Source organism: Streptomyces sp. NPDC059247 (assembly GCF_042754005.1).
Lineage (GTDB): Bacteria > Actinomycetota > Actinomycetes > Streptomycetales > Streptomycetaceae > Streptomyces.
Genome location: NZ_JBHYZW010000010.1, coordinates 183,769 through 205,302, shown reverse-complemented (window position 1 = coordinate 205,302; position 21,534 = coordinate 183,769). Strand labels below are relative to the sequence as shown.

The 21,534-nt window shown below is 74.1% G+C and carries 20 protein-coding genes; 6 read left to right on the top strand and 14 right to left on the bottom strand.

Annotated features, from left to right (window positions below):
* Window positions 1-29: 29 nt before the first annotated feature.
* From ACFXGN_RS20100 to ACFXGN_RS20075, 6 genes are all read right to left on the bottom strand, one after another.
* A complete protein-coding gene (locus ACFXGN_RS20100) occupies window positions 30-1,178 on the bottom strand; it encodes a LuxR C-terminal-related transcriptional regulator (RefSeq protein WP_384860823.1) in 1,149 nt (382 codons plus the stop codon).
* Window positions 1,179-1,276: 98 nt separating this feature from the next.
* Complete coding sequence (locus ACFXGN_RS20095) at window positions 1,277-1,717, bottom strand: Fur family transcriptional regulator (RefSeq protein WP_384860822.1); 441 nt, start codon at window positions 1,715-1,717, stop codon at window positions 1,277-1,279.
* Window positions 1,718-1,872: 155 nt separating this feature from the next.
* On the bottom strand, window positions 1,873-2,766 hold the full coding sequence (locus tag ACFXGN_RS20090) for an SAM-dependent methyltransferase (RefSeq protein ID WP_384860819.1): 894 nt from the start codon (window positions 2,764-2,766) through the stop codon (window positions 1,873-1,875).
* A gap of 209 nt (window positions 2,767-2,975) precedes the next feature.
* A complete protein-coding gene (locus tag ACFXGN_RS20085; RefSeq protein WP_384860816.1) occupies window positions 2,976-3,257 on the bottom strand; it encodes a GNAT family N-acetyltransferase in 282 nt (93 codons plus the stop codon).
* A gap of 324 nt (window positions 3,258-3,581) precedes the next feature.
* Complete coding sequence (locus tag ACFXGN_RS20080) at window positions 3,582-4,490, bottom strand: M56 family metallopeptidase (protein ID WP_384860813.1); 909 nt, start codon at window positions 4,488-4,490, stop codon at window positions 3,582-3,584.
* Window positions 4,487-4,876 carry a BlaI/MecI/CopY family transcriptional regulator gene (locus ACFXGN_RS20075; protein ID WP_384860811.1) on the bottom strand — a complete coding sequence of 130 codons (390 nt, stop codon included), beginning with the start codon at window positions 4,874-4,876 and terminating at the stop codon, window positions 4,487-4,489. The genes ACFXGN_RS20080 and ACFXGN_RS20075 overlap by 4 nt, the downstream gene beginning before the upstream one ends.
* Before the next feature lie 83 nt (window positions 4,877-4,959).
* Between ACFXGN_RS20075 and ACFXGN_RS20070 the strand changes: the two genes are divergently transcribed.
* The gene (locus ACFXGN_RS20070; RefSeq protein WP_384860808.1) at window positions 4,960-5,139 is read left to right on the top strand and encodes a hypothetical protein; all 180 of its coding nucleotides are present in this window, start codon (window positions 4,960-4,962) and stop codon (window positions 5,137-5,139) included.
* A gap of 19 nt (window positions 5,140-5,158) precedes the next feature.
* Here the strand turns inward: ACFXGN_RS20070 and ACFXGN_RS20065 are convergent, their stop codons facing one another.
* The 3 genes from ACFXGN_RS20065 to ACFXGN_RS20055 form a co-directional block, all read right to left on the bottom strand.
* Window positions 5,159-5,440: a metal-sensitive transcriptional regulator gene (locus ACFXGN_RS20065; RefSeq protein WP_015035316.1), complete on the bottom strand. Its 282-nt coding sequence runs from the start codon at window positions 5,438-5,440 to the stop codon at window positions 5,159-5,161.
* 76 nt (window positions 5,441-5,516) lie between these two features.
* Window positions 5,517-7,781, bottom strand: a complete 2,265-nt coding sequence (locus tag ACFXGN_RS20060; RefSeq protein WP_384860805.1) for a heavy metal translocating P-type ATPase — start codon at window positions 7,779-7,781, stop codon at window positions 5,517-5,519.
* Window positions 7,782-7,863: 82 nt separating this feature from the next.
* The gene (locus tag ACFXGN_RS20055) at window positions 7,864-8,145 is read right to left on the bottom strand and encodes a heavy-metal-associated domain-containing protein (protein ID WP_366439875.1); all 282 of its coding nucleotides are present in this window, start codon (window positions 8,143-8,145) and stop codon (window positions 7,864-7,866) included.
* Between the two features lie 185 nt (window positions 8,146-8,330).
* Here ACFXGN_RS20055 and ACFXGN_RS20050 point away from each other — a divergent pair, with 185 nt between their 5' ends.
* From ACFXGN_RS20050 to ACFXGN_RS20040, 3 genes are all read left to right on the top strand, one after another.
* Window positions 8,331-9,338 carry a hypothetical protein gene (locus ACFXGN_RS20050; RefSeq protein ID WP_384860803.1) on the top strand — a complete coding sequence of 336 codons (1,008 nt, stop codon included), beginning with the start codon at window positions 8,331-8,333 and terminating at the stop codon, window positions 9,336-9,338.
* Window positions 9,339-9,389: 51 nt separating this feature from the next.
* Window positions 9,390-10,088, top strand: coding sequence for a copper homeostasis protein CutC (locus tag ACFXGN_RS20045; RefSeq protein WP_384860800.1), 699 nt, complete (start codon window positions 9,390-9,392; stop codon window positions 10,086-10,088).
* Between the two features lie 419 nt (window positions 10,089-10,507).
* Window positions 10,508-11,422: an aminoglycoside phosphotransferase family protein gene (locus ACFXGN_RS20040; protein WP_384860798.1), complete on the top strand. Its 915-nt coding sequence runs from the start codon at window positions 10,508-10,510 to the stop codon at window positions 11,420-11,422.
* Between the two features lie 104 nt (window positions 11,423-11,526).
* On the opposite strand, the gene ACFXGN_RS20035 is transcribed toward ACFXGN_RS20040, so the two are convergent.
* The 3 genes from ACFXGN_RS20035 to ACFXGN_RS20025 form a co-directional block, all read right to left on the bottom strand.
* On the bottom strand, window positions 11,527-12,099 hold the full coding sequence (locus tag ACFXGN_RS20035; protein ID WP_384860795.1) for a dihydrofolate reductase family protein: 573 nt from the start codon (window positions 12,097-12,099) through the stop codon (window positions 11,527-11,529).
* A gap of 89 nt (window positions 12,100-12,188) precedes the next feature.
* Window positions 12,189-12,605 (bottom strand): VOC family protein, encoded by a 417-nt coding sequence (locus ACFXGN_RS20030; protein WP_384860792.1) that lies wholly within the window; start codon window positions 12,603-12,605, stop codon window positions 12,189-12,191.
* Window positions 12,602-14,626 (bottom strand): HelD family protein, encoded by a 2,025-nt coding sequence (locus ACFXGN_RS20025; RefSeq protein WP_384860789.1) that lies wholly within the window; start codon window positions 14,624-14,626, stop codon window positions 12,602-12,604. The genes ACFXGN_RS20030 and ACFXGN_RS20025 overlap by 4 nt, the downstream gene beginning before the upstream one ends.
* 435 nt (window positions 14,627-15,061) lie before the next feature.
* On the opposite strand from ACFXGN_RS20025, the gene ACFXGN_RS20020 reads away from it, so the two are divergent.
* The gene (locus tag ACFXGN_RS20020) at window positions 15,062-15,268 is read left to right on the top strand and encodes a hypothetical protein (protein ID WP_384860786.1); all 207 of its coding nucleotides are present in this window, start codon (window positions 15,062-15,064) and stop codon (window positions 15,266-15,268) included.
* A gap of 132 nt (window positions 15,269-15,400) precedes the next feature.
* Here the strand turns inward: ACFXGN_RS20020 and ACFXGN_RS20015 are convergent, their stop codons facing one another.
* The gene (locus tag ACFXGN_RS20015; RefSeq protein ID WP_384860783.1) at window positions 15,401-17,041 is read right to left on the bottom strand and encodes a DNA repair helicase XPB; all 1,641 of its coding nucleotides are present in this window, start codon (window positions 17,039-17,041) and stop codon (window positions 15,401-15,403) included.
* A gap of 145 nt (window positions 17,042-17,186) precedes the next feature.
* A complete protein-coding gene (locus ACFXGN_RS20010) occupies window positions 17,187-19,736 on the bottom strand; it encodes a helicase-associated domain-containing protein (protein ID WP_384860780.1) in 2,550 nt (849 codons plus the stop codon).
* A 72-nt stretch (window positions 19,737-19,808) separates the two neighbouring features.
* Here ACFXGN_RS20010 and ACFXGN_RS20005 point away from each other — a divergent pair, with 72 nt between their 5' ends.
* Window positions 19,809-21,101, top strand: coding sequence for a hypothetical protein (locus ACFXGN_RS20005; RefSeq protein ID WP_384860778.1), 1,293 nt, complete (start codon window positions 19,809-19,811; stop codon window positions 21,099-21,101).
* Window positions 21,102-21,534: the final 433 nt, after the last annotated feature.

Here is a 21,534-nt window from a genome sequence, read left to right as displayed (position 1 = left end):
CACCTACCGTGAAGCAAAACGAACTCCTCTTAACCGGCCCCCTGTTCGGACCCCTCGCCGTCCAGGAGGCCGAGCCGGGCCGCTTTCACCCCGGCTTCGAAGCGGCTCGCCGCACCCAGTTCCTGCATGACCTCGGAGAGCAGCCGGCTGACGGTCCGCAACGACACCCCGAGACTGCGCGCGATCTGCTCGTCCTTGATGCCGGACGCCAGCATCTGGAGCGCCGCGCGCTGCTGGACCGACAGTCCGTCGCCGCCGCTCTCGCCCGGCTCCTCGCCGTAGCGGGACGCCGCCTGCCAGCAGTACTCGTACAGCGCGAGGTACGAGCGGACCAGCCCGGGACCCCGGGCCAGGATGGTGGGCGACCGCGGATCGTGCGGATCCGTCGGCAGCAGCGCGAAGTTCTCGTCCGCGAGGACCATGTTCATCGGGACGACCGGCGAGAGCCGCAGCTCCACCCCGAGGGCGGCGCGCTCCTCCAGGTGCTGGGTCATCTCCGGTACGGTGCCGACCCGGCGGCTGTACATGGCGCGCACCCGCACCCCCCGGGCCGCCCGCGAGCGGTCCCGCTCCAGCTCGGCGGCCATGTCCTCGCGGCGCACCGATCCGGTGTGCATCACATGGACGGCGCCCCGGACGGAAGCGGTCAGCTCCGTCAGCTCCCGTAGCACCCGCTGCGGATCGGTGACGATCTCGACCTCGACCTCGGAACAGGGCGCGGCTCCGGCCCGCAGAAACGGTCCGGCAAGGGTTTCGAGGGCGGTGTGCGCCCGGCTCGCCGCCGCCAGCCGGTCCTGGAGCCGGTCGCGCTCCCGCCGCAGCAGCCGCAGCAGGGCGACATCGGGTTCCACGACGGTGTACTCACCGGTCCCGCCCGGCACTCCGGCGGCGTCCGCCCCGGGGCTCCCGTCCCCGCGAACGGGCTGGTCGCACCCGGTGGTCACCGCGCCCCCCGTGCCCGGGGACCCCCCGGCGGAAGGACCGTCCGGCGCGTGCGGGCGCGGCTCGGTGAGGCCTAAGGAAGCGAGTTCCCCCCGGCAGCGGTCGCGCTCGTCGGCGGACAGCTCAAGCCGGTCCGCGGCCTCGTCGAACGTGGCCTCCGGACGGCAACGGAGCTCCTGGTACACGGCGAGGGCCTGCTCGCTGCCCACCCGGGACACGGCGGCGTTTCTTGACACGGCGCAGCAGACTCCCCTCGGATCCCGGCGGACCCTGTTGAATCGCCCCGCTAGACAGTGCCACAAATTCGAACGACACGCACGGAGTTGACCACTGCTCAGACGGCGGAGGCGCTCGCCCGGCACTCCGGGCACAGGCCCTTGAACACGATCTCCGCGTCCTCGACCCGCCACTCCGGCAGGGCTCCGCGCGGGGGTTCGGGCGCGGTCGCCGACACGTTCTCCACCCGGCCGCACACCGTGCACAGGGCGTGCTGGTGGGGCGGTCCCGACACCTCGAAGACCGCGGGCAGACCGGGCCGGTCGAACTTGCTGACCAGGCCCGTCTCCTGGAAGTGCCGCAGCATCTCGTACACGGCCTGACTGGTCAGCGTGCCGAGCCGCTCCCGGGCGGTCGTGGTGATCGCCTCGACGTCGAGATGGCCGCCCGCGGCGAGCACCGTGAGCACTTCGAGGCGCGGGCCCGTGACCCGCAGCCCGACATCGCGCAGGCGCTGGATCACCGCCTCGCGGCCCGTCAGCTCTTCCACGACTGCCATCTTCTCCGCCCGCCACCTGGTCGGCTCAAACTTTTGTAGGCATCGTACCTCTTGCTCGTCAACGTCGTCAGGTGTCCCGTGGTCGCCGCCCGGCCGTCCGCGCCGGGTGCCGCCCGCCGCCCGGTCGTACGAGGCGGGCGCCCCGTACCCGCCGTTCAGTCGTCCGTCCTGCACACCAGCAGGACGGACTCCGTCCGCTCGTCGATCCGGTGCCGCCGCCGCCCCTCGATGTGCAGGCCCGCCGAGTGCAGCTCCGCCGCGAGCCGCTCCGGGTCCACGATCCACTTGTCGGTGGTGAGCACGACCCGCTCGGTCGAGACCTTCCCGGTCCGCGCCGCGTAGTACGTGATCCGCTCGCTCATCGACGGCAGGTCGAAGACCTGCCGGGCCACCACCCACTCGTCGATGCCGTCGAAGCGCGGCACCTGGAAGGCCCAGGTCCTGCGCGGCTCCGCGATCAGCCCCGGCAACTGGTGCGCCGTGTAGTCCAGGGCCAGTGCCCCGCCCGTGTCCAGGTGCGCGGCGACCTCCCGCAGGAGGGCGGGGCGCCGGGCGGGGGGCACCGCGGAGACCATGGCGCCCGCGAGGAGCGCGAGCCGGTAGCTGCCGCTCAGCCGCAGCCCGGCCAGGTCCGCCCGGTGGGTGACGACGAGCCCGGCCACCTGCGGACCGATCCGGCGTGCCCAGCTTTCGAGGCGCTCAAGGGCCGAGGCGTCCCGGTCCACGGCTTCCACGGCGAAGCCGTGGCGGGCGAACGGGACGGCGAGCCGCCCGGCGCCGGAGCCGAGGTCCAGAACGGGTCCGCCGGTGGAGCGGGCGAGGCTGAGGTACCGGACGATGTCCGCGCTGTGCGGGCCGAGCAACGCGTCGTGCAGCCAGACGGAGTGCTCGTCCGAGGGGGAGACCGACTCGAGCCCGGGGAGGGTGTCCGGGGTGACCCGGATGCCCGCTCCGGGGGCGGGTTCCCGCTCCCGGTCGTATCGGGACGGCAGGACCGGCGCGAGCGTCGCGGGCACGACGGGCAGGGAAGTGCCGCTCGGTGTGTGCATCGCTCCTCCAGGGGCTCGCTCGGTCCATGCCGTCCGGGCGTGGTTCCCGTGCCGCCGGGATCGCGCCGCTGGACCCATCCTGACCTGGGGAGGGAACGCCGATCTACCGGATCGGGCTGCGTGAACACGCGATGGCGTGGATCTGCCACGTCCCCCTGAGGGGTGAGCGCGCGAAGAGGAGTTCGAGGAGCGGGGTCCCTGGGGTGCCCCTAGGGGGCCAGCGGGCGGCTCCAGCGGGTCGGGGAGAGGGCCGAGAAACCGAGCCGGGTGTAGAAGGGGAGCGCGGGATCGGCCGCCGCGGGGAGCTCCACCCGCTGGTCGAGGGCGCCGTGGTCGCGCATCCGCTCGGTGGCCGCCGTGAGGAGCGCGGTCCCCACGCCCCGGCGCCGGGAGCCGTCCGTCACGGCCAGCGCGTACACCTCGCCCTCGCCCGGTACGGGGACCCCGCCGGCGGTGGCTCCGACGATCACGCCCTCCGCGTCGGTCGCCACCAGCCAGCCGAGCCAGCCCGGCGCGCCACCCGGAATTTCAATTTCCGCTCGTATGCGGGGGAGTGCGCATTGTGCGGAGATCAGCCTCCGCATCGGGATTTCGGCCAGTATTTCGGTGTAGCTGCTACGAATGGAGTCCGCAAGCAGCCTGGATATCGTCGTCGCATCGCCGGCCGCGGCCGTCCGTACGCCAGCCAGCTGCATTGGTTTCGTACCCTTCGACGTGCCGAGCGTGAGCCCCAACATACCCACAATAGCGGGGAATTCAGTTGTCCGTGACCGATGCGAAATCTACGAATTCGCTTAGTAAATAACCGTGGCTTATCAGGGGAACGAGCAGCAGGCGATGACCAGGGGCGCCATCGCGAGCGCCGCCGACGCGATGGTCAGCAGACCGAGCAGGACCGGGTGTCCCGCGCTGTGCGGGGTGAGGATGCGGCGCATCCGCAGCGCGGCCGAAGGGCCGCCCGCGGCGAAGGCGGACCGGGGCGCCCGGCCCGAGGCGAGCGCGTACAGCGCGGTGGCCAGCGCGTCCCGGGTACAGCGGCGCAACGCCCGGTCGTCCGCCGCCATTTCGAGGAGCAGCGGTACGGCCGTGCCGCCGTGCCGGGCCAGCGGCAGACGCGGGAAGACGGCCGCGAACGCCTCGGTCGCCGCCACCAGGAGGTGGTGGCGACCGGTGATGTGGGCCCGCTCGTGCGCGAGCGCCGCCGCGAGCTGCGCCGGGGTGAGGGTGTGCACCGCGCCCGAGGAGACGACGACCCGGCGGGAGCTGCCGGGCAGGCAGTAGACGGCGGGCCGTTCGTCGTCCAGGACGGTGGCCCGCAGGGCGGGGTCGTACCGGCCGACCAGCCGCAGCACCCCGGCGTGCCGGACCCGCATCCGGCGGGCCCTGGCCAGTCGGCGGGCGAACGCGGCGACGGGCAGCGAGAGCGCGGCGAGGGAGAGGGAGAACGCGAGCCGTTCGCGTCCTTCGAGGTGGAGCACCTGCTCCAGGGTGGGCGGCTGGAGGGCGAACAGCGCTTCGCCCAGCCGGTGGCTGCTCTCGGCGGGCAGCACCAGCTGGGCGGGGAGGAGGGCGGTGGCGGCGGCGAAGAAGGCACCGCAGGCGGCCCACACGGCGAGGGCGAGCCGGGGCGCCTGCTGGGCCCAGCGGGCCCGGACCACCAGCCAGGGGACCGCGAACCCGGAGAGCAGGGCGAGCCCGACCGGGACGAGCAGGTGGTGGTTCACGGGCGGCCCCCGTCCTCGCGGGGTCCGTGACAGCCCCGGGCGGCGCGCAGGGCGGCGTCCAGGGCGGCCATGTCCTCGTCCGAGATGACCTCGACGAAGCGCAGCAGGGCGGCGGGGCGGTCCTGGCTGTCGCCGAGGGCGTCCCGCATGAGTCCCGCCGTGTACTCCTCGCGGCTGCGGACCGGTTCGTACAGCCAGGCCCGGCCCGCCTTCTCGCGCCGCAGCCAGCCCTTGCGGTGCAGGATGTCGGCGACGGTCATCACGGTCGTGTACGCGACCCGCCGTCCCCGGTTGATGTCGTCGACGATCTCGCGGACCGTGGCGGGCCGTTGCCAGGCCCACAGCCGGTCCATGATCTCGGTCTCCAGGTCTCCAAGGCGGCGCACGTGCATCCCCTCCCCCTACGGGCGGCTCATCGTACGGGCCGCCTCCCCCGCTCAGGTATACCCCCTAGGGGTACGGTGGCGGGATGTCGGCCCTCATCGGGTTCCTCGCGTCACCACGCGAGAAGAACCGCCCCCGCGCGAAGGTCCCCGGCCCCGGTGTCCCCGGTGCGGTGAAGCCGGTGCTCCTCCGGCAGCCGCTCGGCCGCTGTCTCCGGCCGAGTCCCACGCTGTCCGCCGACTGCCCTTCGCGCAAGAGCGGTTGATCTCCCCCTCCGAGGGGCCCTACGTCCGGATCAGCCGGGCGATGGCCTTCGAGGCCTCGCCCACCTTCACCTTGGCCTGGTCCCCGCCCTGGGCGATGGCCTCCGTCACGCAGCAGCTCAGGTGCTCGTCCAGGAGGGCCACCGCGCAGGACTGGAGGGCCGCGTTGATCGCGGAGACCTGGGTGAGGACGTCGATGCAGTAGACGTCCTCGTCCACCATCCGCTGCACCCCCCTGACCTGGCCCTCGATGCGGCGCAGGCGTCTGATGATGTCTTCCTTGTGCTGTCCGTAACCTGCCACGACGGGCTCCTCGGGGAGGGGAGGGGGAGGGAGGGGATGGGCGGGGAAGTGCGGGGCGGGGCGGTGGTGCGGCGGGTCAGCGGTCGGCGGCCTGGAAGCCCCGGAGCCGCAGGCTGTTGCCGACCACGAAGACCGAGGAGAAGGCCATGGCCGCGCCCGCGATCATCGGGTTGAGCAGTCCGGCCGCCGCCAGCGGCAGGGCCGCCACGTTGTAGGCGAAGGCCCAGAAGAGGTTCGAGCGGATCGTGCCGAGCGTCTTGCGGGAGAGCCGGATGGCGTCGGCCGCGGCCCGCAGGTCACCTCGTACGAGGGTCAGGTCGCCGGCCTCGATGGCGGCGTCCGTCCCCGTGCCCATCGCCAGACCCAGATCGGCCTGGGCGAGCGCGGCGGCGTCGTTGACGCCGTCGCCGACCATGGCGACCGAACGGCCCTCCGCCTGGAGCTTCTTGACGACGTCGACCTTGTCCTGCGGCATGACCTCCGCGATGACCTCGTCGATGCCGACCTCGGCGGCGACGGCCTCCGCGACCGCCTTGTTGTCACCGGTGAGCAGGATCGGGGTGAGCCCCAGTCCGCGCAGCCGCCGGATGGCCTCGGCGCTGGTCTCCTTGACCGCGTCGGCGACCTCCAGGACCGCACGCGCCTCGCCGTCCCAGGCGACCGCGATGGCGGTCTTGCCCGCCTTCTCGGCCGCGTCCTTCGCGGACTTGAGGTCCGCCGGGAGGTCCATCGCCCACTCTTCGAGCAGCTTCTCGCGGCCGACGAGGACGGCGTGGCCGTCGACGACGCCCTGGACGCCGAGACCGGGGACGTTCACGAAGTCCTCGGGGGTCGGCAGGGTGCCCACCTTGGCGGCGGCGCCCGCGGCGACTGCCTGGGCGATCGGGTGCTCCGAGGAGTGCTCCAGGGCGCCCGCGAGCCGCAGGACGTCCCGCTCGTCGACGCCTTCGGCGACGTGCGTGCGGATCAGGGTCATCCGGCCGGTGGTGACGGTGCCGGTCTTGTCGAGGACGATGGTGTCGACCTTGCGGGTGGTCTCCAGGACCTCGGGTCCCTTGATCAGGATGCCGAGCTGCGCGCCGCGGCCGGTGCCGACCATGAGGGCGGTCGGGGTGGCCAGGCCGAGGGCGCAGGGGCAGGCGATGATCAGGACGGCGACGGCGGCGGTGAAGGCGGCCGTGAGGCCCTGTCCGGTGCCGAGCCAGAAGCCGAGGGTGCCGAGCGCCAGCGCGATCACGATCGGTACGAAGACGGCGGAGATCCGGTCGGCGAGGCGCTGGGCGGCGGCCTTGCCGTTCTGCGCGTCCTCGACGAGCTTCGCCATCCGGGCGAGCTGGGTGTCCGAGCCGACCCGGGTGGCCTCGACGACCAGTCGGCCGCCCGCGTTCAGGGTGGCGCCGGTGACGGAGTCGCCGACGGAGACCTCGACCGGGACGGACTCGCCGGTGAGCATGGAGGCGTCCACGGCGGACGAACCCTCGACGACGGTGCCGTCGGTGGCGATCTTCTCGCCGGGGCGGACCAGGAAGCGGTCGCCGACCTGGAGGTCGGCCGTGGGCACGGTGACCTCCTGGCCGCCGCGCAGCACGGTGACCTCCTTGGCGCCCAGCTGCATCAGGGCCTTGAGCGCGGCGCCCGCCTTGCGCTTCGAGCGGGCCTCGAAGTAGCGGCCCGCCAGGATGAAGGCGGTGACTCCGGCGGCGGCCTCCAGGTAGATGTTCCCGGCGCCGTCGGAGCGGGCGATGGTGAACTCGAACGGGTGGGTCATGCCCGGCGTACCGGCGGTGCCGAAGAACAGCGCCCACAGGGACCACAGGAACGCGGCGATCGTGCCGACCGAGATCAGGGTGTCCATGGTGGCCGCGCCGTGCTTGGCGTTGGTCCAGGCGGCCTTGTGGAAGGGCCAGGCGGCGTAGACGACGACCGGCGCGGTGAGCGTGAGGCTCAGCCACTGCCAGTACTCGATCTGGAGCGCGGGGGTCATCGCCATCGCGATGACCGGCACGGCGAGCGCGACGGCGGTGATCAGCCGCTGCTTGAGGGGCCGCAGCTCCTCGTCGGCCTTCTCCTCGTCGGTGGGGCCCTCGGCGCCGGGGGTCTCGGACTTCGGGGGCGCGGGCTCGGCGGCGGTGTAGCCGGTGGCCTCGACGGTGGCGATCAGGGCGGCGACGTCGATGTCGGCGTCGAAGGTGACCTTCGCCTTCTCGGTGGCGTAGTTGACGGTGGCCTCGACCCCGTCCATCCGGTTGAGCTTCTTCTCGATGCGGGCCGCACACGAGGCGCAGGTCATGCCGCCGATGGCGAGCTCGACCTGGGCGGTGCCCGGTGTCGTCGTTGTCATGCGTCTGCTCCTCGTGAAACGGGTTCGGGGGCCGGGGCCCGAACGGGTCGGGCGGGCCCCGGCGGCCGAGGGGGGCTGTCGGTCAGGCGCGGCCGGTGAGCTCGTAGCCCGCGTCGTCGACCGCCGCGGTGATCGCGGCGTCGTCGGGCTCGCCGCCCGTGGTGACGGTCACCAGGCCGCCGGCGACGTCGACGTCCACGGCGAGGACGCCGTCCAGGGCGCTGACGGACTTGGTGATCGCGGTCTTGCAGTGTCCGCAGGTCATGCCGGAGACGGCGTAGACGGTGGCGGTGCTGTCGACGACCGCGACAGCGGTGGCCTCCGTGGTCGAGCAGCTGTTGTCGGGGGTGCAGCAGGAGCCCATGGCTTCCTCCTCGGTCGGTTCTTGTGGACCCGAATACCCTCGGGGGGTATTCGTTATGAGTCCATGTATACCCCCCGGTGGTATCGGACGCAAGTATTTCCCCGACTTGACTTGATACCCCCCAGGGGTATGGTGAAGTGCATGGAACGGTCCACGCGCCACCCCCACGTACCGGGAGAGCAGTCATGAACACCGGAGTGAAGATCACTGCCTTTGCCGCCACGCTCGCCGCGACCTTCGGGACCGCGTACGGGGTCGGCAAGGGCATCGGCCCCGTCGCGGAGCCCGCGAAGGCCGGACACGGCGAGCACGCCGCCGCGAAGCCCGGCACGACGGGGGAGGGGGCCAAGCCGGAGAAGCCCGGCGGGCACGCCGGACACGAGGAGGGCGGCACGAAGGGGACCGCCCCCGCCGCGGACCTCCCCGGCGGGCTCCAGATCTCCGACGGCGGCTACACCCTCGCCCTGGAGACCCCCGTCACCCCCGCCGGAAAGAGCGTCCTGAAGTTCTCCGTCAAGGACGCGGGCGGCAAGAAGGTCACCGCCTTCACCACCGAGCACGGCAAGGAGCTGCACTTCATCGTCGCCTCCCGCGACCTGACGACCTTCCGCCACCTGCACCCCGTGAAGGCGGCGGACGGCACCTGGACGACCCCCGTCGACCTGCCCGCCGCGGGCGGCTACAAGGCCTTCGCCGACTTCAAGCCCGCCGCGCCCGGCGCCAAGGGCATCACGCTCGGCGCCGACCTGTCCGTGCCGGGCGGGTACGCGCCGAAGCCGCTGCCCGCCGTCGCCCCGACCGCCGCCGTCGACGGCTACCAGGTCCGCCTCGGCGGCACCCTGGACCCCGGCAAGGCGGGTGAGCTGCGGCTCACCGTCACCAAGGGCGGCAAGCCCGTCACGAACCTGGAGCCCTACCTCGGCGCGTACGGGCACCTCGTCGCCCTCCGCGACGGCGACCTCGCCTACCTCCACGTGCACCCGAACGAGGGCGGGCCCGGCCCCGACGTCTCCTTCACCGCGACGCCGCCCAGCGCGGGAACGTACCGTCTCTTCCTCGACTTCCAGCACGAGGGCAAGGTCCGCACGGCCGCCTTCACGGTCACCGCGGGGGCCACGGGCGCTCCCGCGAAGGCCCCCGCGCCCGCGCCGGGTGAGGCCACAAGCGATGCGGGAGAGCACGCGCACGGCTAGGCTGGTCATTGGACTAGACCTATAGCCGTCATTCATGGAGGAATGGGCTCGATGAGCAACCGTGCAGTCCTTGAGGTGATCGCCCTCGACGAGGAAGACGCGGTCGCCGCCCAGACCGGTGGGGCCGATCGGCTCGAACTCGTCACCGACATGGCGGCCGACGGACTCACCCCGTCCCGGACCGGCTTCGCCGCCATCCGCGCCGCCGTCGACATCCCGCTGCGTGTGATGCTCCGGCTCACCGACGGATTCTCGGCGGGCGGGCCCGGGGGCACCGACGCCCTCGTGGCCCGTGCGGCCGAACTCCGCGAGGCGGGCGCGGACGAGTTCGTCCTCGGCTTCCTCACCGCGGACGGCGAGCCCGACCTGGTGGCCGTCGAGCGGCTGATCACCGTCCTCGACGGCTGCCGGTGGACCTTCCACCGGGCGATCGACCGCGCCGCCGACCGCGACCGGCTGCGCAAGGCCCTCGCCGACCTGCCCGGCCTCGACACCTACCTCACGGCGGGCGCGGCGGGCGGTGTCGACGACGGTCTCGCCACCCTGGAGGCCGAAGCCGCCCGCACGGGCGAGCCCGGCTACGAGCCCCAGATCCTCGTCGGCGGCGGTCTGCGCCTCGACCACCTCCCCGGACTCCGCGCGGCGGGCCTGAACGCCTTCCACATCGGCGGCGCCGCCCGCCCCCAGGGCTGGGCCGCCCCGCTCTCGGCCGACGCGGTCCGCACCTGGCGGGCGGCGGTGGACGCGTAACGGCGCCGGACGGCGCCGGACGGCGCGGACGGGTGCGGGCGGCCTCCGGGACCTGACCGCACCCGTACGGCGCTTCCCCTGCGGGCTTTCCCCTGCGGGCTTCCCCTGCGGGTCTTCCCGTACGGGCTTTCCCGTACGGGCGCGGGCAGGGTCCCGTGCCCCTACGGGCCTTCCCGTACGGCGCTTCCCGTACGGCACTTGCCCGTACGGGTGCGGTCAAGGCGCCTTCCCTGTACGGCACTTGCCCGTACGGGCGCGGTCAAGGTCCCTTCCCCGTACGGGACTTCCCCCACGGGTGGGTTCGGGGCGCGGGCTCCGGCGTGGGCCCGTCCCGTACGGTCCCGAAAGCTCTCGGACCCGTCCCGTACGGTCCGGAAAACCCTTCGACCCGGTCGGCGCGCGGTCGTTAGCCTCGGCGCGTGACGGACGACGGCGACACCCCGGTACGGCCCCGGCCCGACGCGGAGGCCGTCCGGCGGCTCGTCGCCGGGAGGTTTCCCGAGTGGGCCGGGCTGCCGGTGCGGGCCGTACCGTCCGCCGGGACGGACAATCTGATGTTCCGGCTCGGCGACGACCTCGTCGTCCGCCTGCCCCGCGTCCCGTACGCCGCCCACCACGTGGAGAAGGAGCAGCGCTGGCTGCCCCTGCTCGCCCCGCACCTGCCGCTCGCCGTCCCCGTCCCCGTCGGCAGGGCCGGACCGGGCCCCGGCTTCCCGATGCCCTGGTCGGTCTACCGCTGGCTCGACGGCGACGACACCCACACCGTGCCGCTCACCGACCTCGCCCACGCGGCCGAGGAGCTGGGCCGCTTCGGCACGGCCCTGCGCGCCGTCGACGCGAGCGGCGGACCCGCCTCCTTCCGGGGCGGCCCCGTCACCGACTGGGAGGCCGGGCAACTGCCGGGCGCGGTCCGGGGTCTGGCGGCCGACGGCGCCGTCGACGCGGACCTCGCCACCGCCGCCTGGGCGGCGGTCCTGCGGCTCCCGCGCCGGGACGGCCCGCCCGTCTGGCTCCACGGCGACCTGCTCCCCGGCAACCTCCTGGGCCGCGCGGGACGGCTCAGCGCCGTCATCGACTTCGGCGGCCTCGGCACCGGCGACCCGGCCTGCGACCTGCTGCCCGCCTGGTCGCTGCTCACCGCCGACAGCCGCCCCCTGTTCCGGGAGGCGGCCCGCGCCGACGACGCCACCTGGGCGCGCGGCCGGGGCTGGGCCCTGGCCTGGGGCCTGGTCACCGAGCACCACTACCGCGACACGAACCCGGTCCTCGCGTCCGTGGCCCGCCGCACCCGCACCGAGGCCCTCGGGGAGTACGCGGCGGACGTACCGCTCTGACCCGCGGTGACGGTCTCACCGCAGGGCCCCGCCCCGGGGCGGCGGGGGCTGCCCCACGGCCCCGCCCCGGGATGGCGGGGCCCGCCGTACGACTGCGGGGGGGCTTACCGTACGACGTCGAAGACGTTCTTCTGGATGCCGTTGGCGTACGTCTCGTGCTCGACCAGCTTCAGCTTCTGGGCGTCCTTGTCGGTGGCGCTGAACAGGCGCTTGCCCGCGCCGAGGAGCAGCGGGAAGACCAGCAGGTGGTAGCGGTCGATCAGCCCGGCGTCGGACAGCGCCCGGTTCAGGCTCGCGCTGCCGTGCACGATGATCGGACCGCCCTCGGTCTCCTTCAGCGCGGCGACCTCGTCGAGCGACCGCAGGATCGTGGTGTCGCCCCAGTTGTCGACCAGACCGTCCTCGGTGAGCGTCGTCGACACCACGTACTTCGGCAGCGCCTTGTAGCGCGCGAAGTCCTCCATGTCCGGCCACACACCGCTGAACGCCTCGTAGCTGGTGCGGCCGAGCAGCATCGCCGTGGCCTGCTCCTGCTCCGCGCCCTTGAGCGCGAACGCCTCGGGGACGAACTCGATGTCCTTGAAGGTCCAGCCCGCGTTCCGGTAGCCCTCCTCGCCGCCGGGAGCCTCGACGACGCCGTCGAGCGAGACGAAGGCGGAGCTGATCAGGGTGCGCATCTGGGTTCTCCCGTTTCGGTTCGTTCCTGCCGCTCAGCATGACCGCCGAGCGGCACTTCACCCTGTCAGACCGGGCCGTGTCCGAAAACTCATCGGTCGTCGCGGAGGTCTTCGGCGACGAGTTCGACCTCGAAGCCGTCGGCGTTCTCCAGATAGGCCGCGTAGACGCCCTCGCCGCCCGCGTACGGGTGCCGGTCGGCGAACATCAGGCGCCAGCCGTGCGCCGGTGCCGCCGCCGCGAGCGCGTCGACGGCGGCCCTGTCCCCGGCGTGGAAGGCCAGGTGGTTGACCCCGGGCCGCAGCCGGTCGTGCCGGTCGGAGCTGAGCGCCGGGGACCGCTCGACCACGAGGTAGGTGGGGCCGAGCGCCCAGCTCCGGCCGCCCTCCCAGCGCTGGAACGGCCGGTACCCGAGGGCGCCGAGCAGCCAGCCGAAGCTCTCCTCGGCGCGCTTCAGGTCCGCCACCCACACCTCGATGTGGTGCAGCGCCCCGACAGGAGCGCTCACACCTCCCCCAACTGATGGGGAACGGGAGCGGAGTGAACGACCGTCAGGCCGGACACCGCGCGGGTCAGGGCCACGTAGAGCCGTCGCAGCCCGGTCCGCTCGTCCGGCTCGCCGCCGACGACGGCGGCGGGCTCGTCCAGGACCACGTAGTCGTACTCCAGGCCCTTCGCGAGCGAGGCGGGGACCAGGGTCAGCCGGGACTCGGCGGTCGTCTCCTCACCGGGGGAGAGGTGCGCGAGCCCGGCGTCCGCCAGGGCCGCCGCGAGCGGCGCGATCCGGGCGTCCGCCGCGATCAGACCGATCGACCCCTCGTGCGCCAGCGCCTCCCGGCAGGCCGCGACCACGTCCGTGTCGAGCGCCTCGCTGGGACGCACCTCCAGGGAGCCGGGGTTCTCCCGCACGGACTCGACCGGGGCGAGCCCGGGGGACATGTGCGGCAGGAGCCGGGAGGCGTACGCGATGACCTCGCGCGGCACGCGGAAACCGGCGGTCAGCTCCTCCACCAGCGCGTCCGGCTTGCCCAGGTGCGCGAGGGCCTGCGCCCAGCTCTCCGTCGCCCACGGGGTGGTGCCCTGCGCGAGGTCGCCGAGGACGGTCGCCGAGCCGGTCGTGCAGCGGCGGCCCACCGCCCGGTACTGCATCGGGGACAGGTCCTGCGCCTCGTCGAGGACGACATGGCCGAGCGAGTGGGTCCGCTCCACCAGGTCCCGCGCCTCGTCGACGAGGACGGCGTCGGCCGCCGACCACTTCGCCGTCCTCACGCCACGGGCGGGCTTCGCCCACAGGAGCAGCTTCTGCTCGTCCCCGGTGAACAGCCCCTCGGCGTGCTCGGCGAGGAACTCCGGGTCGCCGAGGAGCCGCAGCACCAGCTTCGCGGGGTCCACGGCCGGCCAGCACGCGTTCACCAGGGCCTTGACGGCGGTGTCGCGGGCGACGGCGTTCTGCACCCGGTCGTCGGGGGCCTCGCCCGCCTGCTCCATCCGGACCAGGACGGCGTGCGCGACCCGCTGCGGAAGCGCCTCGCGGGCGGCCCCGTACCGGATGTCACGGTCCGTCAGTTCCCTGACGATCTCCTCCAGTTCGTACGCGGGCACCCGCCAGCGGCGCGAGCCCCGGATCACCATCAGGGGCTCGGTGGGCGGCGACACGTGGGAGCGCAGGGCCCGCCGCAGCAGTTCCGCCATCCGGGCGTCGCCCTTGACCACGGCCGTCGGCGCCTCGTCGGTGCCCCGCACCTCGACGTGGGCGACGAGGTCGTCGACGGTCGCCTGCCGCACCTCCAGCTCGCCCAGGGCGGGCAGCACCTGCTCGATGTACTGGAGGAAGGACCGGTTCGGGCCGATGACGAGGGCGCCGGTGCGGGCCAGCCGCTCCCGGTGGGCGTACAGCAGGTAGGCGACCCGGTGCAGGCCCACGGCGGTCTTGCCGGTGCCGGGGCCGCCCTGCACGCAGACCGTCCCCGACAGACCGGAGCGGACGATCCCGTCCTGCTCGGGCTGGATGGTGGCGACGATGTCCCGCATGGGGCCGACGCGGGGCCGTTCGATCTCCGCCTGGAGCAGTCGGCTGGTGGTCTCCAGCTCCGCCGGATCGGACAGGTGCTCGTCCTCGTACGCGGTCAGCTCGCCGCCCGTGTAGCCGAAGCGGCGGCGGAGCCCGACGTCCCTGGGGTCCTTCCGGGACGCCTGGTAGTACGGCTGGGAGACCGGCGCGCGCCAGTCGATCACCATCGGGTCGCCGTCGGCGTCGTGGACGTGCCGCCGTCCGATGTAGAAGCGCTGCCCCTCCTGCGTGGTGTGCAGGTAGTCGAGGCGCCCGAAGAACAGGGGGGTGTGCGAGAGGTCGGCCAGCGCCTTGACGCGGTCCTCGATCTGCCGCCCGAGGACGAGGGAGTTGACCCAGTTGGCGGTGACGTCCTTGATGTCGAGCGCCTCCACGTCCTCGCGCATCGCGCGCAGGGCGGCGCGCGAGGACGCCAGGTGGGCGCGTTCGCGCGCGAGGGGATCGTCGGATACGGGCACGGTGGAGCCTCCGGGTCGGACACGCGGATGCGTGGATGCGCGGACACGTCGAGGTGGCCGCCGGTTTCCGACCGGGCGGCGGCGCTCCGCGGAGGGAGGCGGGGAAGCTGGCGAGTGTAGCTCCGGCGGGACGCGAAGGCGAACGAATACGGGACCGGCGCCGGAGCCCGTACGGGGGCGTCCCGGAGCCCGCAGGGGGCGTGACCTGGGGACTCGTACGGGCCGTGACCTGGGGAGCCGTACGGGTGGGACCCGGGGGCCCGTACCGGTGTGACCCGGGGGCCCGTACGGGGCGGGTCCGACCCCTACGGGTCCCGGGCCGCCCCCGGGTCATCCCCGTAGGGGAGGGGGTCCGTCTCACGTCGGACGGCGGTCGGGCCCCGGTTCAGCCCCCAGACCGATGTGTTCGTAATGTCCGAATTCCATCATGGAGACATGACCGCGACGACGTTCACCCTCGTGACCACCGTGCCCCGCCTCCGGCGCACCGCCTCCGCCCTGCGCGCGATACGCGCCTTCGGCGGTGCCGTCGCCGGAGTGGTCCTCCTGGGCGACTGCGGCCCGCCGGGAGCGGCCGTCAGGAACCCGCACCCCACGCACACGGGCCGGGTCGGCCCGGGCCACGGCCCGGCCCCGGACTGACCCGGAACCCTCACGGGGAGCCCGGAACCCTCACGGGAAGCCCGAGCCCTCACGGGAAGCCCGGAGCCCGGAGCCACCCGGCTACGGACCCACTCGGCGACGAAGCCACCCGGCTACGGGGGCGACGGGGAACTACGGGGCGAGCAGCTCGTCCGCGTCGACGATCCGGTACGCGTACCCCTGCTCGGCCAGGAACCGCTGCCGGTGCGCGGCGAAGTCCTGGTCGATGGTGTCCCGGGCGACCACCGAGTAGAAGTGCGCCTTGTGCCCGTCCGCCTTCGGCCGCAGCACCCGGCCCAGCCGCTGCGCCTCCTCCTGCCGGGAGCCGAACGTCCCCGACACCTGGATGGCGACCGTGGCCTCGGGCAGGTCGATCGAGAAGTTGGCGACCTTCGAGACGACGAGGACGCTGATCTCACCGTTGCGGAAGGCGTCGAACAGCTTCTCCCGCTGCGCGTTCGGCGTCTCGCCCTTGATGACCGGGGCGTTCAGGTGCTCGCCCAGTTCGTCGAGCTGGTCGATGTACTGCCCGATGACGAGGGTCTGCTGGCCCTCGAACTTCTTCACCAGCGCTTCCGTCACCTTCCGCTTCGTCGCGGTTGTGGCGCAGAAGCGGTACTTCTCCTCGGCCTCGGCGGTGGCGTACGCGAGCCGCTCCGAGTCGGTCAGGTTGACCCGGACCTCGACGCAGTCGGCGGGCGCGATGTAGCCCTGCGCCTCGATCTCCTTCCAGGGCGCGTCGAACCGCTTGGGGCCGATCAGCGAGAAGACGTCGGACTCCCGCCCGTCCTCCCGTACGAGGGTCGCCGTCAGGCCGAGCCGCCGCCGGGCCTGGAGGTCGGCGGTGAACTTGAAGACGGGCGCGGGCAGCAGGTGCACCTCGTCGTACACGATCAGCCCCCAGTCCCGGGAGTCGAAGAGCTCCAGGTGCGGGTAGACGCCCTTCCGCCGGGTGGTGAGCACCTGGTAGGTGGCGATGGTGACCGGCCGGATCTCCTTGCGGGTCCCGCTGTACTCGCCGATCTCGTCCTCGGTGAGCGAGGTCCGCTTCACCAGCTCGTGCTTCCACTGCCGGGCCGAGACGGTGTTGGTGACGAGGATCAGGGTCGTCGCCTTCGCGCGGGCCATCGCACCGGCCCCGACCAGCGTCTTCCCCGCGCCGCAGGGCAGTACGACCACCCCGGAACCGCCGTGCCAGAACCCCTCGACGGCCTGCTGCTGGTAGGGGCGCAGGCTCCAGCCGTCCTCCGCGAGGTCGATCCGGTGCGCCTCGCCGTCGACGTACCCGGCGAGGTCCTCGGCGGGCCAGCCCAGCTTCAGCAGGGTCTGCTTGATCTGCCCGCGCTCGGAGGGGTGCACGGCGACGGTGTCGGCGTCGATCCGCTCCCCGACGAGCGGCTGCACCTTCCGGGAGCGCAGCACCTCCTCCAGGACCGGCCGGTCGGTGCTGGTCAGGACGAGACCGTGGGTGGGGTGCTTGGACAGGGTGAGCCGCCCGTACCGGTCCATGGTCTCGGCGATGTCCACGAGCAGCGCGTGCGGCACCGGGTAGCGCGAGTACGCGACGAGCGCGTCGACGACCTGCTCGGCGTCGTGCCCGGCGGCCCGCGCGTTCCACAGCCCGAGCGGCGTCACCCGGTAGGTGTGGATGTGCTCCGGCGCCCGCTCCAGCTCGGCGAACGGCGCGATGGCCCGCCGACAGGCCCCGGCCAGCTCGTGATCGACCTCCAGGAGCAGCGTCTTGTCACTCTGGACGATGAGCGGTCCACTCACGTGATCAGGTCCTTCCGACACCCTGCCGTTCCGGTAACGGCCAATCCTCCAGTGTGCCGCATCACCCACCCCCCTGCTCAGGACCCGGCCCGGCCCGCCCCCACCACACCCGCCGCACTACCCGCCCGGCTCCGGGGCGGGCGTCTCACACCTGGTCGTCCGCCAGTTCCGCCACGCCCGTGATGCGATGCAGGGGGTACGTGCGGACCTCGTCGGCCGTGTGGTCGTAGCCCGTCACGAAGCCGCCCTCCACGCGGACCGGGGCGATGACCCGCTGGCTCGCCGCGCCCTCCGCGTTCACGTAGCCGATCCACACCGCCGAGCCCGTCATCGCCGCCGCCTGGACCGTCGCCAGGGTCTCCGCCGCCGAGGTGCGGGGCAGGGCGCCCGGGGTCGTCGGGGACGACGCCGGTTCCTTCCGTACCGCCGTCGCCGCCCGGTCGCCCGCCCGGATCACCCGGACCGCCGCGCCGAGCAGCGTCCCGTCCGGGGACGGCGGGCCGTCCGGCACCGGCACCGGGGCCTTCCTCGGGCCCGTGCGGTACACGTCCGCCCGGGTGATCAGGACATCGCCCGCCGCCGACTCCGCCGCGGGCGCGTACCCCATCGACCGCAGCCCGTCGAGCAGCGACCCCGGGTCCGTCTGCGCCGCGAGCACCGTCGGCGCCAGCCTCCGCAGGCCCAGCGCCGCCGACCGCCGGTCCGCCAGGATCTCCCCGAGGACCGCGTCGTCGTCACAGCGGACGTACGCCGAAGCCGTCCCCACCCGCAGGTGCCCGTGCCGCCGCGCCACGTCGTCCACCAGGTACGACAGGGGCTGCGGCACCGGCGTACGGGAATGCGTCCGCAGGAACTCGTGCAGGTCCGACGCCGACCGGCCCGCGTCGAGCGCCCGCCGCACCGACCCCGGAGTGAACCGGTAGACCGTCGCGCCGCCCTTCGACTCCACGTCCGCGAGCACCGCGAGCGCGTCCGCGAGCGGCCGTCGCAGCGGACCCGGCGCCACCGCCGTCAGATCCGCCTGCAACAGCACCTCGTCCACCGTCTCGGGCAGCAGCGGCGCCAGGAGCGTCGCCGCCCGCCCCGCCGCCACCGACAGCTCCACCCCGCCGCCGTCCCCGTCCGCCGGAGCCGCCTCCGCCAGCGGCAGGTTCAGCAGCGCCCGAGCCGGGCCCGACAACGCCCCCCGCCCCGTGAGCCCCAGCAGCTCCGCCTCCGCGAGCGTCCAGCGGGCGAGCCGCGACCGCAGGTCCGTGGGCGCCCCGCCGGACCACTGGACCTCGTCCGGCCCGGCCGGTGCCGCACCCCGCAGCGGACGCTCCCAGCGCAGCCGGGCCAGGAGCGACCCCTGATCGGCCGCCGCACCCGGCGGCAGCGTCGCCAGGAGGACGAGCACCCGGTGCCGGACCTCCGGCGCGGGCGCCCGGTCCAGGTCCGGACCCAGCACCGACAGCGTCCGCCCCTTCGCGTCCTGCCCGCCGACCAGCCCCGCCGTACGGGTCGCCGTCAGCCACGGCGCGACGAGCCGCGCCCACCGCTCGGCGGGCGGCAGGTCCAGCCACGCGTCGTACGCGGGCGTCGGCGCGTACCGCTCGTCCGCCTCCCCGTCCGACGCGAGCAGTCCGGCACCCAGACACAGTTCCAGCCAGAACGCCGCCGTCTCCTCCGGCACGTCCAGCGCCACCGCCACCCGCCGCAGGTCCCGCACCGACATGCCGCCCGCGCGCAGCACCGGGGGCCCGCCCCGGTCCCAGGACTTCAGCAGCTCCTCGGCGGTCGCCACCGCGAGCTGCGCCTGCCCGGCCGCGGCACTGTCCACAACCTGGGGACGGTAGTCGCGTTCCACCCCGATCTCCGGCGCGTACGGCTCCGGCGTCCGGTGCGCCCGCCCGCCCCGCAGGTGCAGCGCCACCTCGCGCGGCAGCACCATCGTCCGCGCCGACACCGGGAGCAGCAGCCCCCGGTCCCGCAGCCAGCGCACCGGCGGCGCCGGATTCGCCGTCACCTCCCCGTACGGCGGACCCCACACCAGCCGGTCGAGGACCGTCAGCGCCTCCGGCGGCGCCGTGTCGAGCAGCGCCTCCATCCGCGACCGGTCCGTGAACAGCCCCGTGAGCAGCGCCACCGCCGACACCGGGTCGTGCGTCGTGGGCAGTCCCGCCGCCGCGATGATCTCCTGCACCCGGCCCGGCGACATCCCCGACGTCGCCTCCGCCACCGTCGGCCCGAGACCGGTCGGCGACGGGTGCTGCGGCGAGGGCGCCAGCAGTTCGCGGGCCGTCCGCACCAGCCTCAGCCGGTCGTCGTCCCCCCACACGAGGGCCTGTTCGCGCAGCAGCCCCACCGTGCCCGGCAGCGCCGCCTCGATCCCCGGATCGCCCTCGTCACCGGTGAGCAGGCCCAGGAGCAGGGGGTACGGTGCCGGGTCCGGGGCCACCGCCAGCGCTTCCGCCGCCTGGAGGGCGAACCGGTCGAGCCGTTCGAGGGCGCGGACCACCGAGCCCCGCGTCCCGGCGCGCGTCGCCAACTGCGTCAGGTCGTTCGGGACCGGGTTCAGCAGGTCCGGTCTGGCCCGCAGCAGCGCGGCGAGCCCCTCGTCACCGCGTGCGCGCAGCGCCTCCGCGAGCGTGCGCGGCGCGGTGGCGCCAGTTACCTCGGGCACGTGCGCCTCCCGGTCGAGCTCACCGATCCCCATCCGGACCACGTTAGCCGCTGTTCAGGCGCTAACGTCGGGCCGTACCGGGCGAACCGGCCGTGGAGGGGCAGCATGGGGATCGAGAGCGACCAGTTGGTCTACGACTATCTGAGCCGGGTCGGCGATCTGGCCCAGCAGCGGCAGCTTCCCGCGAGCGAGCGGATGCGTCTGGTGTCGGGCCTCCGCGACGAGATCGACCGCCGTCGCGCCACGCGCGGCGAGGAGAGTCCGGCGGCGGTCCGGGGCATCCTCGGCTCCCTCGGGACCCCCGACGAGGTGGTGGACCGGGCGGGCGACCGGCCGCCGCGCCCCGGACCCGGGGTCCCGGCACCCCGTCAGGGAGAGCGGCGGGAACCCGGTGGGGGCACGGGCCGGGGCGGGTCCCCGGGCGCGGACTCCCCCGAGGCACCCCGTACGGGAAGCCGTAAGGGACCGGGTCAGGGGTCCGCCCAGGGACCCGGTGCGGAATCTCCTCGGACCCGTACGGGAGGGGCGTCGGGGCGGGGAGAGGTCCCGGGGGCGCGGGCCGGGCGGGGCGCCGGATGGCTGCCGGGCCGCCGCCGTCCCCGGGACGGCTCCGGCGCCCTCGCGGACGGTGCCGGGACTCCGGCGGACGGCCGACGGCCCGCCGGGCGTGTCGGCCCACCCGCCGCACCCGTGTCCGCCGCCCCGTCCACCGGGTCCGGCCCCACCGGCTTCGGCGGCGCCGGGTCCGACACCGGGTCCGACACCGGGTCCGACTGGTGGCGGGACGCCGAGGCGGTGGACGCCGCCGACGGACTGCCCGGCTTCTTCGGCGGGGTCGAACGCCCCGACCTCTTCAAGGAACCCCTCCCGGAGGACGAGGACGACGAGAACGGGGACGGGGACGGGACCGAGGGGGACGGGGAGGGCGAGGGGGGTCACGGTCCCGGGGCCGCCGCGCCCGTGCGCCGCCGTCTCGTCCGGGTCCTGCGCCGTCGCAAGCCCGAGGCGCCCGCCGCACCGGAACCCGAGGCGGCACCGGAGGTGCCCGCCGCCCGCTTCCGTCTCTCGAACCCGTTCGTGCTGCTCGCCGCCCTGCTGCTGCTCGGCGGCGCCCTCTTCGGCTCGCTCCTCGCCCTGGCGGCGGGCTGGCTCCTCGCGTATGCCTCCCGGCGGCTCACCCCCGGCGAGGCGAAGACCGCCGTCCTGGTGATCCCCGGCCTCGCCGCCGCCTCCGGCGTCCTCTGGCTGTGGGGCAGGGTCGACGGCCGCTGGGGCGCCCCCGTCGTGGCGGGCGGCGAGGCGATGGGCGCGGCGGTCTCGGAGACCTGGCCGTGGGTCCTGCGGGGCGCGGCGGTCGCCTCGGCACTGTTCCTGCTGTGGCGGTCCCGCCGCCGCTGAGCCCGGCGCCCCGCCGCGCCCCGGGTCCGTGCTCGCCGAGCTCGCCGGGGCGTCAGCCCTTGGAGACCTCGGACCCGGGCCGCCCGGGACCGGATTCCCGCGCGGTCCCGGTCCCGGTCCCGGCGCCGGACCGCGACTCGGGCACGGACCCGTACCTGTATGTGCGTCCGCACTCGTGTCCGTATCCGGGCCCGTCAGCCCCGGGAGACCTCGGCTCGGGTCGGACCCGGGCCGCCCGGGACCGGGTTCCGTGCGGTCCCAGGCCCGGCACCGGGCCGTGACTCGGGCACGGGCCCGTACCCGTACCCGTACCCACATCCGTACGCGCGCCTACGCCCGCATCCGCACCCGTATCCGGCCCGCCGTCCCTGGGGCGTCAGCTCTGGGAGACCTCGGGCTCAGGCTCGGGCCGCGCGGGACCGGGCTCCCTCGC